The organism is Bacillus sp. FG16, assembly GCF_057809515.1.
This window is the reverse complement of record NZ_JBMDKC010000115.1, coordinates 1-16,635: the sequence shown is the minus strand read 5'-3', so window position 1 is coordinate 16,635 and position 16,635 is coordinate 1. Positions and strand designations below refer to the sequence as shown.

Genomic DNA, 16,635 nt, shown 5'->3' with positions numbered 1-16,635 from the left:
AAGAAAAAACCTTTACTATAATTGACGTTGTATGAGCTTAGCTTGATGGCGATGTACTTATATCCCCGAACTAGGAAATGCAAATCCAGACGATTTAGGGATTGCCATTTTCCATAAAGAAACAGAATATATCCATGCTGGCAACTCACAAACACTATTTACTCTTCAAAGTATTTCTAAAGTAATTACACTTGCCCTTGCCCTTTTAGACCGTGGTGAAGAATATGTATTTTCTAAAGTTGGAATGGAACCAACGGGTGACCCATTTAATTCTATTATTAAATTAGAAACGACAAGTCCGTCCAAACCCCTTAATCCAATGATTAATGCAGGAGCATTAGCTATTACAAGCATGTTAGCAGGAAAAGATAACGAGGAAAAAATGGAACGTATTCTTCATTTTGTACGTGAAATAACAGATAACCCTACTATTAATTATTCCTCTAAAGTTGCCGATTCAGAATTAGAGACAGCTTATCTAAATCGTTCGCTTTGCTATTATATGAAACAAAACGGTATTATCGATTGTGATATTGAAGAACTTATGGATTTATATACTCGTCAATGCGCAGTTGAAATAAACTGCATCGATTTAGCACGTATCGGCTTAATTTTTGCAATGGATGGATATGATCCATATAAGAAAAAACAAATTATCCCTAAACATATTACAAAAATTTGCAAAACATTTATGGTCACATGTGGTATGTATAACGAATCTGGTGAATTTGCAATCCGTGTTGGTATCCCTGCAAAAAGTGGTGTAGCGGGTGGTATTTTCGGCTGCGTAAAAGGCGATATGGGAATCGGCATTTTCGGACCGGCTTTAGATGCAAACGGAAATAGTATTGCTGGTTTTAAAATTCTTGAACTTCTTTCTGCTCAAGAAGGCTGGAGTATTTTTTAATCGCGAGTTATCCTGCTATACTAGCAGGATTTTTTATTTCACCAAAACCTCACTTTTGTCAGTTATCAATCCTCTTACAAAAACAGTGCTGAAAGTTTCTCTATATCATGCATATTTGTTCCCCCCTCCTGAATAATATAGTACAACCTAGCGCTATATGTGGAGGTGTGAAAGATGAAACTAATATTTCAAATGGGAAAACAACCTGTTCTTGAAAAAACAATCCTTCTTTTTATATTGAGTATTGTAGAAAGCTTGAAGTTAAAAGTTGTTTCACTCGACGAAGCTCACCGATACATATTCAATTTAGAAGTACTTGAATTATTAATGGATCGGAACATCGATGATCAAGTACTTGAACTTATTCATTTCGGGATGGGACTTGAAGACATTCATCATGTGCTTCCTGAAGAACTTGAGCACACGATTGAGGAATTAAAGTGGCTTTGCATCCAAGTGTTAAGTGAATACAGTATGCATGAAGAATCAGAACAATTAATTGAAGACATACGCTAAAAAGCACCTATGTAGTATGTAGGTGCTTTTTATTTATTAAGAAGTAAATATCCGATGTCGATATATGCAACTTATTCAAGTATTTCCGAGGAAATGCTCGAACATTGCTTTTCTATTTTCACAACAACTGATCAATCCCAATAAGTATTAATAACACTCCTGCAATAACCGTAGCCCATTTCCCTAAGTATGCTGCTAAATATCGTTTTCCTACATACGCAAAACCGCTTATGCAAATAAAACTAAACACCCCAGAAATAGTCGCTGTAAGCCAAAGATTTAAATTTGTTACCCCTGCATCAAACCCACCTGCAATATTATTAATAGATAATGCAACTCCTAAAACAAGTGCTTCAGAAAAACTAATTGTTTTAGAGCCATCAAAATCTGCTTTTTCTGGATCACGTAAAATTCCCATAAGTATATTATCATCTTTAGAACCTGCAGTATTTTTTTGACTCAAAAAAGGCTGACATAAAATAAACACCCCGATTATCCCTAAAACGATTGCTCCAATCAGGTTTGCTGTAAACTCTGAAATAAATAACGCAATCCAGTTCCCAAAAAATCCAGCTAGTAAAGTAAATAAAAACCCAAAGAATGCGATGATAAAATTGTTAAACCACGAAATACGAATTTTACGAATGCCATACGCAATTCCAACACCTGCATTATCTAAATTAGAAGCGATCCCGATTAAAAAAATTGAAAATAAGCCTGCCGTACTCATAAATAGTCACCCCTTTTTCTCACTTTTCAATGCATATTATGAAAATGTTGAGCAACTGTGCCTGTCTGTTTCATATACTTGTAATAAATGCTCAACATTTTTTCAACACGAAAAAAGGAGTGCCTACACTATGGCTAATGAAAACCCGAATGATCGGCTTGGTAAATTAATAAAAAAACTTTTAAAAGAACGCGCCCTGTCTATGCGCCAACTAGGAATACTTACAAATATTGATCCTGCAACAGTCTCAAGAATTATTAATGGCAAACAACCGCCAAAACAAAAACATCTACAAAAATTTGCAGAATGTCTTCAAGTTCCACCCCAATTGTTATTTGATGAAATGTACCCTGATTCTCCTCACATAAATAAAGAAAAAACGGATATGTACACATCTCTTGATACCATTCAGCAAACTTTACAATCCTCTAACTTATTCGATTTCGATTACACTACAACTCGCGTAAAACAAGAACTCGAAAATTACGAACGCTATGCCCAGACAACAGAAGGCGAAAAACGTATTCGTGACAGTTTCGCAAGCAAATTAGAGCAAATTGATAGTGCTGGTCCTTTTATTGAACAATTAACAGATATGTATCAACAATTTTGCAATGAAACCATTTCAAAGGAAGAACGTGCAGTTCTTGGGAGCGCATTACTTTATTTCATTTTATCGACAGATATTATTCCCGACTATCTCTTTCCAATTGGCTATTTAGATGATGCGATTGCCGTTGAATTAGCAAAAGAGAAATTACTTGAAATGAAACGAAAGACATAGCAAAATAAAGAACTATTTCAGTTGTTTATATTCAACTCTGAAATAGTTCACTAGAAAATCGTACAAGTATACATACTCGTACGATTTTACTATACAACTCTATTTTTTCGTGTGGCACCATTCATATATAAATGCTGTTATCACTTTTGTAAATTCAATTAACTGTTCAACTTCAACTTTCTCATTTACAGAATGTGCTTCTTCTAATGTACCTGGTCCATATATAATCGCTGGAATATGAAACTCACTAAACCAACCGCCATCAGTTACCGTTGCAGACATATCTAAAATTGCATTTTTTGATAGAATAGACTCGTGTACTGAGCTAAGTTTTTTTACAGCTTTATGTTCACTATCTACTTCTAATGAAGGGAAAATTTCACCACGATCTACAATCATTGATTCTCCGCCCCACTTAAATTGTGGCGGATTTTCACTTAACCATGGATCGGCAGCTGCCACCTTTCCAATATACTCTTCAATTTCGTTTATTATTTGTTCATGTGTTTCATTCGGATAGAAGTGCACTGTTATCCACAATCGGCACTCATCCGCAATAAACGCCGCATGCCTTCCTCCCTCAATAACAGCTGGATTAATTGTTGTTGTTCCAGATGGATAGCCTTCATATATTTTCATAACTGCCCAGTGGCGCTCTAATTCTTGTAAGCTTTGTACAATTTTCATCATTTTTTCAATCGCACTCGCTCCAAATAGACGTCCTCCAGCATGGATCATTTGTCTGCGCGTTGCATCATGAAACGTTTGCGGACTTTTCACTGTAATCCATCCAGTAATGACACCGCCTTGCCCTTGCATATGTAAATCGCTCGTATCCACTACTACTGCAAAATCAGCATCGTAACCCCTTTTGCAGCATTGAAGTGTACCTGCTTCTCCAACTTCTTCTCCAATTACCGATTGAAAAGTTAAATCTCCAGGTAATTCAATACCAGCTTCTTGTAAAAGTTGAATGGCAAATAGCGCTCCAGCCAGCCCACCTTTCATATCTGCTGCGCCACGTCCAACTAACCAGCCATCTTTTATAAATGGATCAAATGGATTTGTTTCCCACGCCTCATCTGCTGACACTTCGGCTACATCCATATGTCCATTAATAATAAGACTTTTATATGAGTCACTTTTTATCCCTTTTTTTACCCCAACAACATTCGGATCATTCGGATATACATCCCATTTATCAATACTAAAATTTCGTTTGCTTAAAAACTCTGCAACAAATTCTTGCGCTTCATTTGTATTTCTCGCTGGCGGTGCTGGTGTTTCAAAACGAATTAATGTTTTTGTAAGTTCCAACAATTCCTCTTTCCTTGAATCTATTTGTTTTAACAACTGCGAAACTTCTGGATTCATCGCTAACTCCCCTTTGCATACATAGTATGTTTCCAGCTTTATTTTCACAAAAAAAGAGACTGTTTACAATTTTACAGTCTCCTAATTAATCACTATTATAAACTCTCTACTTCCGTTGTATTTGTCTTTTCAATATGCTCCACATTATTTCCCTTATTTCTTGTAGCACGATAAAACAGTAAACAAACAATCATAAATGGAATACCACAATACAATGCCATTCTTTGTTCTGGAATAAAGGCCATGCCAACGATTACTGTTAAATTTAATACTAACGCAAGAAGTGGTACAAATGGATACAATGGTGTTTTAAATTTCAAGTCCTTAACATCCCCGCCCCGCTTCATGTATGACCTTCTAGCTAATAAATTTGATAAAGCAATAGATGCCCAAACTAGTATCGCTCCGAATCCAGCGATAGAAAGCAGCCATAAATAAACTGTATCTTCCGCATAAATACCTGATAGTAGTGAGAGACAACCTACAATTGTGCTTACAATCAATGCATAAATGGGAACACCGTTTTTAGATAACTTGCCAAAAATCGGACTAATCATTCCTTGATTAGACATAGACCATAGCATACGCGAAGTTGCATATAATCCTGAATTCGCAACGGATAGTACTGCTGTAATAATAACGAAATTTATAATATCTGCTGCATAAGGAATACCAATTTTATCAAATACAACTACGAATGGACTTTCTATTACTCCCGCTTGCTGCCAAGGGAATAGTCCAGCAAGAATAAAAATAGATAGTACAAAGAAAACAAGTATACGCCAAACTGTATTGTTAATTGCCTTCGGGATCGTTTTCTCTGGATTTTCACTCTCACCTGCTGCAATACCAACTAATTCTGTTCCTTGGAAAGAAAAATTAACTGCAATCATTGTAATTAAAATGGCTGATAATCCATTTGGAAACAATCCACCATAATCAGTAAAGCTAGAGAACATTGGCGCTGGTTCATTTCCTTTCATATCTAGAAAACCAAACATTGCTGCCCCGCCCAAAATAATAAATGCAATAATTGTAATTACTTTAATACTTGCAAACCAAAATTCCACTTCCGCAAAACTTCTTGAAGATAACGCATTAATAGCAAAGAGCAGTACCGCGAAAACTACACACCAAATCCATGACGGTACATCAGGAAACCAACGTTTCATCAAAATACTAACTGCAATTAATTCAATACCTATCGTAGCAGACCAGTTTAACCAAGACATCCATCCCACTACATAACCTGCTGCAGGAGAAATATGCTTTGTCGCATACGTTTGATAAGACCCTGCGTCAGGCATCGCAACCGCTAACTCTCCCAGACAGAGCATCGTTAAATACATTACAAATCCACCGACAAGATACGCTACAATTGCTCCTCCAGGTCCAGCTTCATGAATCGTATAACCTGATCCTAAAAAAAGTCCTGTACCAATAACTCCACCGAGTGCAATCATAAATATGTGCCTGCTTTTCAATTCTCTTTTTAATCCTTGGTTTTGATCCATCATATAAATCCCCCCTTTTCACTTTGCCAATCCATTTAATGTAAGCGCTTTTAAAATTATTCACCGTAAAAATAATGATTTAAAAGAGCAAAAATACACATCACTTACATTAATCACTGCCTGTTACTAAAAGATCATCCCTTACTGTTATTAATAACTTTTGATCAGCAATAGCTTGTCCTTCTACTACTTCTAATGATTCAATATAACCACTGATTCCTATCTTAATTTCTACTTTCTGTTTATCTATCGTTTCAATTAACGCTAATTTCTCCCACTCGTATACGTAAGAACTTTCCGTAACAAATAACTTCTCTACTTTTCCATAACAAGGACTATACACACCTTCTATAACTGTCTTCACTTTATAAATTCCTCCCTCTTATTAATTGACACTGAAACGTTGTATATCCTATAAAAATTCATATTCTCCCCTCTAGAGATTTCGAATATTATTTATGCAAAATGCGTACCAAGTCTCTAATTCATATATTAAATGAGCGTTTTACACAAAAAAGCGTGCACAACCGCAAAATTTTTCTATCATTTGAAAAGTTTTAAAAGGAAAATAGCAAAAAAATTTTGCGATTTTATAAGAATTTTAATAAAATTATAAAAAGTAAGTCTTCATAGGGTGAAATGAGGAGAAGATAATCTATGCGTACAGAAGACATTAATTTTAAACAGATCATTGAAATGAATATGCTATATGAAACTTTACTCAATGAACTCGATATCGGGATTCATATTATTAATGAGGAAAGTAAAACGATTATCTATAACCGCAAAATGATGGAAATTGAATCAATGGAACGCTCAGATGTATTATATAAAAGTCCTTTAGAAATATTTGCATTTGAAGAAAATAAAAATAGTACTCTTATAGAGGCATTAAAATTAGGAAAAACAAACAAAAATATAAAACAAACGTATTTTAACAATAAAGGACAAGAAATTACAACGATTAACGATACTTTCCCTATAATAGAAAACGGAAAAATTAAAGGCGCTATTGAAATATCAAAAGAAATTAGTAACTTAAAGCAAACAATAAGAATGGGCCCTTCTCGAAAACAAAGCACTAAATTTACCTTTGATCACATAATTGGTGATTCTGAAGCTATTCAATCAATCATTACTGAAGGAAAAAGAGTAATTCGTACATCTTCCTCCATACTTCTAGTAGGAGAAACAGGAACTGGGAAAGAGCTATTTGCACAAAGCATCCATAATGAAAGTCAGCGTTCAACAAAACCCTTTATTTCACAGAACTGTGCCGCTATACCTGATACACTCATGGAAAGCTTATTATTCGGTACAAACCGAGGTGCATTTACAGGAGCTATCGATAAAGCTGGTTTATTTGAAGAAGCGAACGGAGGAACTTTGTTATTAGATGAAATCAACTCATTAAGTCCAGCACTTCAAGCGAAGTTACTACGAGCTATACAAGAAAAAACAATACGAAGAATCGGAGGCACACACGAAAAAGAAATTGATGTTCGTATTATAGCAACTATCAATGAAGATCCTTTCGAAGCCATCGCACATAATCGATTAAGAGAAGACTTATATTACCGATTAAGCGTCGTTACTTTATGTCTTCCGCCTTTACGTGAAAGAAAAGAAGATATTCCAGCTCTTGTTCAGCACTTTATTGAAAAATATAATACTCAATTCGGGCTCAACGTAACCGATGTAGATGTAAATGTAAGAGAATTTTTCTATGCATACGATTGGCCTGGAAACGTACGGGAGTTGGAACATATAATTGAAGGTTCCATGAACTTGATAGAAGATGAAACCATCATTACAGCGTTTCATATGCCTACTCGCTTTCGTGAACGAATAAAAACAGAATTCAATATGCAACATGCACTAACTAATCACAATACTGATGCACCTAAAACTTTAAAACACACAATAGAAAAAATGGAAAAGAACTACATTAACCAAATTCTTAAAGAGAATCATGGCAACATCTCACAAGCTGCAAAATTTTTAGGATTAAGTAGGCAAAACTTACAATATCGAATTAAAAAACTGCATTTACACATATGAAATAAACATGTCTCCAAGTATAAAAACAACTTGGTAAAATATGTTATAATAAACATATAACATGCTAGAAAGGGGCTATATATATGGGTAATGATAAAAAATTAAAGTTATTACAATACTTATACTTTTTCCCTGCCATGCTCTGTATGATGTTATTCATTAATGCCGATGTAAGCAGCTCTCCTTATGCAAAGCTATTAGGAACAATTTTTGGCTCCTTTGCAGCTATTATGCTTGCTGCTTTTTGGAATTTGAAGCTACGTATAAAAAACGATAAATCTTCGTAATACTAAAAAAATCGAGCTACTTAGCCCGATTTTTTTATTTGCCATTAAAACTCAACATTCTCTAAATACAATCCACTTGCCTCAGCAAGACAATTAATTTGATTGCGCTGCTTTTCTTCTAAAATGTTTGGAATTGCTTCAGCATCTAATTGTCCTAATCCAACTTCAATTAATGCCCCAACAATTTTTCTTACCATATTATGAAGGAAGCCGTTACCACTTACTCTAATTTGTACAAACCCTGCCTCTTCCATCACATCAAGTGTATATACTTCTCGAACCATAGATTTTTTCTTTGATTTCGCATTTGAAAAAGCAGTAAAGTCATGTGAACCAACTAAATGTTTTGCAGCTGCTTTCATGCTTTTCACATTTAATTTTTTATTCACATGCATGCTGTATTTACGCATAAATGGATTTGTATGCTCTTCATTCCAAATTTTATACAGATATGTTTTTGCTTTAGAGTTGTAACGAGCATGGAAGCGATCATGTACTTCTTCCACATCCGTAATGCTAATATCATTGGGTAAATATTGATTTAAATATTTTTTCACTTTATGTTCCACTAACTTCTCATCACTTTGAAAGTTAGCAACTTGATTCAAAGCATGTACACCAGCGTCTGTTCTACTACAACCGATAATTTCAATTTCTTTTCCGATCATTTCAGATATGACACTTTCGATTTTTCCTTGAATCGTATTATCGTTATTACCGAGACGTTGCCATCCTTTAAAACGTGCGCCGTCGTACTGAATCGTTAATTTATAATTATGCATAATATTCTCCTTCATAGAAAATATTCCCTCATACCATGAGGGAATATTAATAAACTTTACTTTCTAACAAGCTTCACTACATTTTCTACGTGAGCTGTATGCGGGAACATATCAACTGGTTGCACATACTCCACTTCATAGCTCTTCATTAATGCTTGTACATCACGTGCTAATGAAGAAGGATTACAAGACACATACACAACTTGTTTCGGCTTCACCTTTAAAATTGTTTCCAGTAATTTATCATCGCAACCTGTACGTGGTGGATCGACAACAATTACATCTGGACGCCATCCTTCTTTTACCCATTTCGGTAACCATTGTTCAGCTTTACCTGCTTCATATTTCGTATTTGTAAATCCGTGACGCTTCGCATTTTTTCTTGCATCTGCAATCGCTTCTGGAATTACATCCATACCACGTACTTCCGCTGCATCATTTGCAAGCCAAAGACCGATTGTACCAACACCACAATACGCATCCACAATCTTCTCATTTCCTGTTAAAGCAGCTGCTTTTTTTGCTTCATCATATAACACAACTGTTTGTTCTGGATTCAACTGGAAGAATGCACGTGCTGATAATTCAAATGATAAATCACCAAGTGTTTCTTGAATTACTTCTTTTCCAGCTAATTTAAATGTTTTATCACCGAAAATAACAGATGTTTTACGCCAGTTTACATTTTGCATAATTGATTTAACAGCTGGCATCTGTTTTTGTACTTCTGCAATAAATTGTTCTTTATTTGGCAACTCTTCTTTTGTTGTAATAAGTGTAACTTGTACTTCCCCTGTTTGAACTGCAGTACGTGTCACAATTGTGCGTACTAAACCTTTTTGTTTTTTCTCATTGTAAATAGAAACATTTAATTTTTCTAATATACGTCTTACAACTTTTGTCGCTTCATTCGTTGCTTTATGTTGAATCATACAATGGGCAATATCAATTAACTGATGTGAATTTTGTTTATATAGCCCTGTAATAACCTTCTCGTCTTTACGCCCCACTTGTAATTGACTCTTATTACGATAATGCCATGGATTTTCCATGCCAAGTGTCGGACGAATTTTTTCTTCCAAACTGTTATTCATGTACTTCTCAAATGCTTGTACAACAATATCACGTTTTTGATTTAATTGTTCTTTATAATCTAAATGTTGTAGCTGACAGCCACCACACTCCTCGTATACTGGACATGGTGCTTTCACACGATGTGGTGAAGCTTTACGAACTTTTTTCACTTTTGCTTCAGCGAAGCCACGCTGAATTTTCGTTGTTTCAGCAACAACTTCTTCTCCTGGTAATGCTCCTGGAATGAAGACAACTTGTCTCTTAAAATAACCAACGCCTTCTCCGTTAATCCCAAGACGTTTAATTGTCACAGGAAATGTTTGACCAACTTCCAACTTACTCTCATGTTGTTTTTGTATCATTATTACACCTCTACTCTATACTTTTCCATAAATATAACGCTGCATAACTGCAGTATGGTTCACATTCTTGTTTCACGTTTTCTAAAAACGCATCACTCGGTTTATCATCTAATTGAAATACACCTTGTACTGCACGCTGAATCCCGATGTCTGCTTTCGGAAACATATTTTTCCGTCCAAGCCCAAACATTAAAAAGTTTTGCACTGTCCATGCACCAATTCCCCTAATTGGCAACAATTGTGCCCCAACCTCTTCTTCCGTCCCATTTTCTATACTCGCTAAATTTAATGTACCACTGACAATACTTCGACCTAATCCTACTATATATTCAGCTTTTCGCTGACTAAACTTCTGCTCTCTCAATTCTTCAATTGAAATATTTGCTACTATTTCCGGAGTCGGGAAAAAGAATACACCGTTCTTTTCTGTTCCATACCGTTTCACAAATTGTTCTGTTAACACAGTAGCAAATTTCAAATTTATTTGTTGATGAATGATACAGCGAAGAAGACAAGCAAAATAATCAAATTCTAACATAATTGGAGTATAAGCATATGTTTCAAATAGTGGACGTAATGATGTGTTTAAAAAATGATTTTGTATATCTTGAAACGGTTCATTCCAATGAAAAATGTCCCTCATTCGTTTCATGACTTTCTCCGGATTTCCTGTCTGACTAGAAATCCAAAACTGTGGATTTTGAACAGTACCAATCCCTTGTAAGCGAACAATAACCTGTTCCTCGTCTATACAAAGCGGGATATAAATGACTTTCTCATCTAATTGAATGACGTTAAGAGGATCAAAAGATAAACGTTTTAATACTTCTTCAAAATGATACGGATACTCTAACGTAACATGTTCGCTCCACATACGTTTCCCCATCCTTTTTACACATCATTATAGCATGAGAAAACCGTAAGCATACATGCTTACGGTTGATTGCCTTTTACTAAGTCATCTAGACTTTTAAAATGATACCCTTTCTCGCGCAAATCATCAATGATTTTTGCAAGTGCTTCTGCATTATCTTTTGATATTGCATGAAGTAATAAAATAGATCCTGGATGAATCATCGTCATTACATTATTATGTGCGTATTGCCATCCTCTTTGTTGATCCACTTTCCAATCTAGAAATGCGAGTGACCAAAACACATTATAATAGCCCATTTCTTTCGTAAGAGCCAATGTTCTTTCACTAAATACGCCGCGCGGAGGGCGTACATATTTCACTTCTTTTTGTCCAGTTACTTTTTTGATTTCTTCCGTTACACTCGTTAATTCTTCGCGAAGTTTCTCATTATTTACCGCTGTGAAATCAGGATGACTCCACGAATGATTTCCAATAATGTGTCCTTCATCCTTCATTCTTAATAGCAAATCTTTTTGCGTTTTAATGTAATGCCCTGTTACAAAGAAAGTTGCCGGTACTTTTTTCTCTTTTAATACATCTAAAATTTGGCCTGTGTATCCATTCTCATATCCATTATCGAACGTTAAATAAATATCTTTTTTCTTTGTATCCCCTAAATAAAATCCACCATTCTTTTGTAGTAAATCTGTATATAATTTCCCTGCATCTGGTACTGTTTCATTTTTAGGACGCGGGATTCCCCAGTTATGTGGAGTATTTGTATAAGCCAATGTTGAAACTGGAACAAGTGCCATCATAATTGAAAAAATGAGACCGATATATAACCATTTATATTTCATAAATAGTCTCCTTTCCATATATAATCGTACCTGTAGTTTCTGTTTTCTTACTTACTTTCATGCTGTGCATGTTTTTCTATATATACCAAAAAATGCATCTCGAAAGATTCGAGATGCATTTTTGTTTATTTAAATACCGGCTCTTTAAAGCTCGCTAATTTTTCAAGTGATGTTTTATCAACATCTGCATGTAAACTATTACCATGAGAGTCCATCGTTACAACTGCTTTAAAACCTTCAATGCGTAAATGCCACATTGCTTCTGGAATACCAAATTGTAAGAAATCAACATCTTTCACTTCTTTAATACATTCAGCATAATATTGCGCCGCACCGCCAATTGCGTTTAAGTACACGCCGCCGTGTTCTTCTAAAGCCGCTAATGTTTTCGCACCCATACCGCCTTTTCCAATAACAGCGCGAATACCAAATTTCTTCATAATATCGCCTTGGTACGGTTCTTCACGAATACTTGTCGTTGGACCTGCCGCTTTAATTTGCCAATTGTCATTGTCATCTTTCACAACAACTGGACCACAGTGGTAAATAATTTGTCCATTTAAATCTACTGGACAATCATTATCCATTAAATGCTTATGGATTGCGTCACGACCTGTATACATCATGCCATTAATTGTTACAACATCACCAACGCGAAGTCCACGAATTTGCTCTTCTGTAATTGGTGCTTGTAATACAATCTCACGTTGCTCTGTTTTTTCTTGTGCTTCATGCTGAAGTGTATCTTCACCTTCTTGATATAACCAATCCATAATTTCACCTGTTTCAGGATGGATTGTTACACCTAGGCGGCGATATGCCCAGCAATTATACGCCACAGATACGTAGAAGCTAGCCGGCAGGCGGTTATACACGCCAATTTTACAGCCCAGTAAAGTTGTTTCTCCACCAAATCCCATTGTACCAATGCCAAGCTTATTCGCATTTTCTAATACGTACTCTTCAAGTTGTTGTAACTCTGGTACTGGATTGACATCATCTAATGTACGGAATAATTGATTTTTGGCTAATTCATAACCTGATGTGCGGTCTCCCCCGATACCAACACCAATTACACCAGCACTACATCCTTGACCTTGTGCTTGGTATACTGCATGAAGAAGGCATTTACGAATTCCTTCTAAATCACGGCCAGCTCGTCCAAGTCCTTCTAGTTCACACGGTAAGCTATATTGAATATTTTTATTCTCACAGCCACCACCTTTTAGGATTAAACGTGCATCAATATAATCTTTTTCCCATTGTTCAAACTTAATAACCGGTGTACCTGGTCCTAAATTATTTCCACTATTGTCTCCAAAAAGAGAGTCAACAGAATTTGGACGAAGTTTACCATCTTTTGTCGCCCGCTCAAGCGCATTATAGATAGCTTCCTTCAACTTTAATTGATTCACACCAACTGGTGTATAAATTTTAAACGTTGGCATCCCTGTATCTTGGCAAATCGGTGAGATGTTATCATCAGCCATTTTAATATTATTTGTAATTGTGCCAAGTGCCATCGCAGAACGAGTCCCTGCATTTTCTCGCTCTTTCGCTTGTTGAATCGCACGACGAACATCTTTCGGTAAGTTCGTTGACGTTTCAACAATTAGTTGATACATGCTTTCTTGAAGCTTTTCCATTGTTACTTCCCCCTCAATTGTGAACGCTACCAAAACGTTATGAGATGAAAATTCCATTGTTATACTCTTCAGCTTTTTATTTATTTCATGCTATTAAAGGATAAATGAAATTTTTCACAACTTGATTATACCTTTTTTTCTACCGTCCTTCTATTATCCGTACAGAAAAAGGCTACCAATTTTGTATTGGCAGCCTTTTTAATATATTATTCGTCTTTTTTAAATTGCTCACATTTTAATTCTAATTCATCTAACATCGCAAGAAGACGATCTACATCTTCTAACTCTACTTCTTCAGGTTCAATTGTATCAATTACTTCAATGAACATATTTAAACGTTCTTTTAAATATACTAATTGTGTATCTTTATCTTGAATTGCTTTTCCCATGAAGGCACTCTCCTTTTAATTCGAGTTGCTTTTATTATACCGCAAAAATGATTGCTATGGGCATGAAATTTCATCAATTTTGTCACAGTCCTCCACTATAATGTAAGCCCTCTCTCTTTTCACGCTAAAAAGTTTCACTTTATAAAAAGCACATATTCTTCTATTATAGAGAATGGACAAATTGTTATTTCAATAGTCAAAGGAGTATTTCATATGACGATATCACAAAAAATGAAGCCGATTACTCCTTCTTACGATCCATGGGAAGCGTATATGGACCTTGAAGAGTACGGCAAACTACTATTAACAAATGTTGAATTTACAACGACGACGTTATGCAATATGCGCTGTGAGCATTGCGCTGTTGGTTACACGTTACAGCCGAAAGACCCAAATCCGCTTCCGATGGATCTTTTATTAAAACGATTAGATGAGATTCCTCATTTACGTTCTTTAAGTATTACTGGCGGAGAACCTATGCTTTCAAAGAAATCCGTCGACAACTATGTAACACCACTCTTAAAATACGCCCATGAACGAGGCGTTCGCACTCAAATCAACTCTAACTTAACTATAGATTTAGCACGTTACGAACAAATTATTCCTTATTTAGACGTGTTGCATATCTCTCATAACTGGGGAACAATTGATGACTTCGTTGAAGGCGGATTTGCAATGATGGAGCGTAAACCTACTTACGAACAACGTGCAAAATTATTCGAAAGAATGATTACAAATAGTAAGGCTCTATCAGATGCAGGTGTACTTGTATCGGCCGAAACAATGTTAAACAAAAGAACTCTACCACATATTGAACATATTCACCGTCAAATCGTCGAAGAGATGGGCTGTAAACGTCATGAAGTTCACCCAATGTATCCAAGTGACTTCGCGAGTAATCTAGAGATTTTAACAAAAGCTGAAATTCGTAATGCAATTGAGCATTTACTAGAAATTCGCGATGAAAATGTATGGATGTTATTTGGAACGTTACCTTTCTATGCTTGTAGCGATGACGAGCGAGACATTGCCACATTTAAAAAATTACAAGAGAGCAAAAATGTCACTGTTCGTAATGATCCAGATGGCCGTTCTCGTTTAAATGTAAATATTTTCGATGGAAATATTATTGTGACGGACTTTGGTGATGTTCCACTTCTAGGAAACATACAAACAAACACATTACAAGAAGCATATGACAAATGGAGTGCTTCAAAAACAGCAAAATCATTAAGCTGTCACTGTCCTGCAGTAAAATGTCTTGGACCAAATGTTCTTGTAAAAAACAGCTACTATCCGACAGAAGATTTCTTATCAAAAACAGCAAACATTACATTATAAAAAAACGTCAGCTTATAAGCTGACGTTTTTTTATGTTATTGCGAGTGGGAAGAAGAAATGAATTTAAAAAATAAATGATCATGAATTGGAATCGCCGCTCCAATTCCTTGAGAAGTAATATTTTTCACAACAAGTCTTTTTTGATTTCCCTTTAATACAAGATACACTTCTCCAAATGTTACTTTTCCCTTTTCATTTACTGCTGGTGTATAAGCGTATAAATATCCGAGTTGACTCGGACTAATATTATACACACGCTCATGTCCAGTACCATAACCAATAGTTGTTTTAAACGAAAGGGGCAATTGTACTTTTTCAAGCGCTTTGAGAAGCATCATTTTTTTCACATCTGCAGCATCTTTCATATCTGCTGTTAAATCGCCTTCAACCGTCTTTTGTGTTTCTTGCTTATAGCGAAGTGGATACAAACGGTCTCCTCCGCGATTATCATACACATTTCGATTCACTTGTTTATATTCCCAATTAATCGATGTGTCTACTGATTCATAATGTAAAGCCCATTGACCTAAATAAATTTTTGCCCGATACCCTACTGCAAGCGGCGCATTTGAAATTGTCGTTTCATTAAACATCCGAATTAAGTCTGGATTTTCAATTTTAATATTAGCTGTTTTCAATAGTTCTTGAGCAAACTTACTCGGCTGTAAACGTGGCAAATCTTGCGCATCATTTGGGAATGTATTGTCTTTTGAAATATTTAAAACAGATGAAGGCATTTTTGTTCCTACTGTTGTCTTTGCAAAACTCATGTTAGGAAATAATAAAATAAACGAGACCATAGTTGAAAGACATATGCTGTATACTCGTTTCACCTGTCTGGCTCCTTCCTATGTAAAGGTATATATACTACTTCATTTATTGTTTTCTCTGAGCACAATTGTTATGCCTATTTTTCATAATAAATAAAAACCAATTCCCATAATGACATACGCCGCTAGTAAAGTGCCGCCTTCAAACCAGTTTGTATCTCCATCATTGGAAATCGCAATCGTTAAGAAAACGGCTGTAATCATAGACACAAGTTCTGGTATGGTAAATACTAAAGGCATCCTCTGCGCGAAGAACATAGATAGCAATACTATATAAGTTCCGTTTAATGTTTTAACATCGATAAAAGTGTCTATACTGCTT

17 protein-coding genes and 1 pseudogene are annotated in these 16,635 nt (G+C 35.5%); 6 read left to right on the top strand and 12 right to left on the bottom strand.

Annotation, left to right across the window (positions count from 1 at the left end; translation table 11 throughout):
* The first annotated feature begins 61 nt into the window (after positions 1 to 61).
* Together glsA and ACODS7_RS27465 are read left to right on the top strand one after the other, a co-directional pair.
* The gene (gene glsA / locus ACODS7_RS27470; protein WP_488828051.1) at positions 62 to 907 is read left to right on the top strand and encodes a glutaminase A; all 846 of its coding nucleotides are present in this window, start codon (positions 62 to 64) and stop codon (positions 905 to 907) included.
* Between the two features lie 174 nt (positions 908 to 1,081).
* Positions 1,082 to 1,423, top strand: a complete 342-nt coding sequence (locus ACODS7_RS27465; RefSeq protein ID WP_000766603.1) for a DUF3969 family protein — start codon at positions 1,082 to 1,084, stop codon at positions 1,421 to 1,423.
* Between the two features lie 118 nt (positions 1,424 to 1,541).
* Here ACODS7_RS27465 and ytaF read toward each other — a convergent pair whose 3' ends face one another.
* Positions 1,542 to 2,153, bottom strand: a complete 612-nt coding sequence (ytaF, locus tag ACODS7_RS27460; RefSeq protein ID WP_043935352.1) for a sporulation membrane protein YtaF — start codon at positions 2,151 to 2,153, stop codon at positions 1,542 to 1,544.
* Positions 2,154 to 2,283: 130 nt separating this feature from the next.
* On the opposite strand from ytaF, the gene ACODS7_RS27455 reads away from it, so the two are divergent.
* Positions 2,284 to 2,937, top strand: a complete 654-nt coding sequence (locus ACODS7_RS27455) for a DUF1232 domain-containing protein (protein WP_016083636.1) — start codon at positions 2,284 to 2,286, stop codon at positions 2,935 to 2,937.
* Between the two features lie 99 nt (positions 2,938 to 3,036).
* Here the strand turns inward: ACODS7_RS27455 and ACODS7_RS27450 are convergent, their stop codons facing one another.
* The 3 genes from ACODS7_RS27450 to ACODS7_RS27440 form a co-directional block, all read right to left on the bottom strand.
* The gene (locus ACODS7_RS27450) at positions 3,037 to 4,311 is read right to left on the bottom strand and encodes an acetylornithine deacetylase (RefSeq protein WP_243168141.1); all 1,275 of its coding nucleotides are present in this window, start codon (positions 4,309 to 4,311) and stop codon (positions 3,037 to 3,039) included.
* A gap of 95 nt (positions 4,312 to 4,406) precedes the next feature.
* The gene (locus ACODS7_RS27445) at positions 4,407 to 5,828 is read right to left on the bottom strand and encodes an amino acid permease (RefSeq protein ID WP_016083638.1); all 1,422 of its coding nucleotides are present in this window, start codon (positions 5,826 to 5,828) and stop codon (positions 4,407 to 4,409) included.
* A 106-nt stretch (positions 5,829 to 5,934) separates the two neighbouring features.
* Entirely contained in the window at positions 5,935 to 6,189 is a 255-nt protein-coding gene (locus tag ACODS7_RS27440) for a biotin/lipoyl attachment domain-containing protein (RefSeq protein ID WP_000859489.1), read from the bottom strand.
* Between the two features lie 293 nt (positions 6,190 to 6,482).
* On the opposite strand from ACODS7_RS27440, the gene ACODS7_RS27435 reads away from it, so the two are divergent.
* Positions 6,483 to 7,886, top strand: a complete 1,404-nt coding sequence (locus ACODS7_RS27435) for a sigma-54 interaction domain-containing protein (protein WP_016083639.1) — start codon at positions 6,483 to 6,485, stop codon at positions 7,884 to 7,886.
* An 83-nt stretch (positions 7,887 to 7,969) separates the two neighbouring features.
* Positions 7,970 to 8,173 carry a hypothetical protein gene (locus tag ACODS7_RS27430; RefSeq protein WP_016083640.1) on the top strand — a complete coding sequence of 68 codons (204 nt, stop codon included), beginning with the start codon at positions 7,970 to 7,972 and terminating at the stop codon, positions 8,171 to 8,173.
* A 44-nt stretch (positions 8,174 to 8,217) separates the two neighbouring features.
* Here the strand turns inward: ACODS7_RS27430 and truA are convergent, their stop codons facing one another.
* The 6 genes from truA to ACODS7_RS27400 all read right to left on the bottom strand — a co-directional run bounded on the left by truA (position 8,218) and on the right by ACODS7_RS27400 (position 14,142).
* A complete protein-coding gene (gene truA / locus ACODS7_RS27425) occupies positions 8,218 to 8,955 on the bottom strand; it encodes a tRNA pseudouridine(38-40) synthase TruA (protein ID WP_048563995.1) in 738 nt (245 codons plus the stop codon).
* Between the two features lie 56 nt (positions 8,956 to 9,011).
* Positions 9,012 to 10,391, bottom strand: a complete 1,380-nt coding sequence (rlmD, locus tag ACODS7_RS27420; protein WP_048563996.1) for a 23S rRNA (uracil(1939)-C(5))-methyltransferase RlmD — start codon at positions 10,389 to 10,391, stop codon at positions 9,012 to 9,014.
* A 10-nt stretch (positions 10,392 to 10,401) separates the two neighbouring features.
* Positions 10,402 to 11,265, bottom strand: coding sequence for a DNA-3-methyladenine glycosylase family protein (locus ACODS7_RS27415; RefSeq protein WP_243168140.1), 864 nt, complete (start codon positions 11,263 to 11,265; stop codon positions 10,402 to 10,404).
* A 59-nt stretch (positions 11,266 to 11,324) separates the two neighbouring features.
* Positions 11,325 to 12,107 (bottom strand): delta-lactam-biosynthetic de-N-acetylase, encoded by a 783-nt coding sequence (gene pdaA, locus ACODS7_RS27410; protein ID WP_048563998.1) that lies wholly within the window; start codon positions 12,105 to 12,107, stop codon positions 11,325 to 11,327.
* 125 nt (positions 12,108 to 12,232) lie between these two features.
* Positions 12,233 to 13,753, bottom strand: a complete 1,521-nt coding sequence (gene fumA / locus ACODS7_RS27405; protein WP_000413530.1) for a class I fumarate hydratase — start codon at positions 13,751 to 13,753, stop codon at positions 12,233 to 12,235.
* Between the two features lie 206 nt (positions 13,754 to 13,959).
* Positions 13,960 to 14,142 carry an SE1561 family protein gene (locus ACODS7_RS27400; protein WP_000513558.1) on the bottom strand — a complete coding sequence of 61 codons (183 nt, stop codon included), beginning with the start codon at positions 14,140 to 14,142 and terminating at the stop codon, positions 13,960 to 13,962.
* 213 nt (positions 14,143 to 14,355) lie between these two features.
* Here ACODS7_RS27400 and yfkAB point away from each other — a divergent pair, with 213 nt between their 5' ends.
* Positions 14,356 to 15,483: a radical SAM/CxCxxxxC motif protein YfkAB gene (yfkAB, locus tag ACODS7_RS27395; RefSeq protein WP_000156025.1), complete on the top strand. Its 1,128-nt coding sequence runs from the start codon at positions 14,356 to 14,358 to the stop codon at positions 15,481 to 15,483.
* A gap of 35 nt (positions 15,484 to 15,518) precedes the next feature.
* Here yfkAB and ACODS7_RS27390 read toward each other — a convergent pair whose 3' ends face one another.
* A complete protein-coding gene (locus ACODS7_RS27390) occupies positions 15,519 to 16,316 on the bottom strand; it encodes a YfkD famly protein (RefSeq protein ID WP_002083605.1) in 798 nt (265 codons plus the stop codon).
* Between the two features lie 81 nt (positions 16,317 to 16,397).
* Positions 16,398 to 16,635 (bottom strand): annotated as a pseudogene (locus ACODS7_RS27385) (calcium/proton exchanger); the annotation flags it as partial.

Coding starts and splice junctions, on each gene's coding strand:
- ACODS7_RS27465 (WP_000766603.1), top strand. CDS start 1,082: ATGAAACTAATATTTCAAATGGGAAAACAACCTGTTCTTGAAAAAACA.
- ytaF (WP_043935352.1), bottom strand. CDS start 2,153: ATGAGTACGGCAGGCTTATTTTCAATTTTTTTAATCGGGATCGCTTCT.
- ACODS7_RS27455 (WP_016083636.1), top strand. CDS start 2,284: ATGGCTAATGAAAACCCGAATGATCGGCTTGGTAAATTAATAAAAAAA.
- ACODS7_RS27450 (WP_243168141.1), bottom strand. CDS start 4,311: ATGAATCCAGAAGTTTCGCAGTTGTTAAAACAAATAGATTCAAGGAAA.
- ACODS7_RS27445 (WP_016083638.1), bottom strand. CDS start 5,828: ATGATGGATCAAAACCAAGGATTAAAAAGAGAATTGAAAAGCAGGCAC.
- ACODS7_RS27435 (WP_016083639.1), top strand. CDS start 6,483: ATGCGTACAGAAGACATTAATTTTAAACAGATCATTGAAATGAATATG.
- ACODS7_RS27430 (WP_016083640.1), top strand. CDS start 7,970: ATGGGTAATGATAAAAAATTAAAGTTATTACAATACTTATACTTTTTC.
- truA (WP_048563995.1), bottom strand. CDS start 8,955: ATGCATAATTATAAATTAACGATTCAGTACGACGGCGCACGTTTTAAA.
- rlmD (WP_048563996.1), bottom strand. CDS start 10,391: ATGATACAAAAACAACATGAGAGTAAGTTGGAAGTTGGTCAAACATTT.
- ACODS7_RS27415 (WP_243168140.1), bottom strand. CDS start 11,265: ATGTGGAGCGAACATGTTACGTTAGAGTATCCGTATCATTTTGAAGAA.
- pdaA (WP_048563998.1), bottom strand. CDS start 12,107: ATGAAATATAAATGGTTATATATCGGTCTCATTTTTTCAATTATGATG.
- fumA (WP_000413530.1), bottom strand. CDS start 13,753: ATGGAAAAGCTTCAAGAAAGCATGTATCAACTAATTGTTGAAACGTCA.
- ACODS7_RS27400 (WP_000513558.1), bottom strand. CDS start 14,142: ATGGGAAAAGCAATTCAAGATAAAGATACACAATTAGTATATTTAAAA.
- yfkAB (WP_000156025.1), top strand. CDS start 14,356: ATGACGATATCACAAAAAATGAAGCCGATTACTCCTTCTTACGATCCA.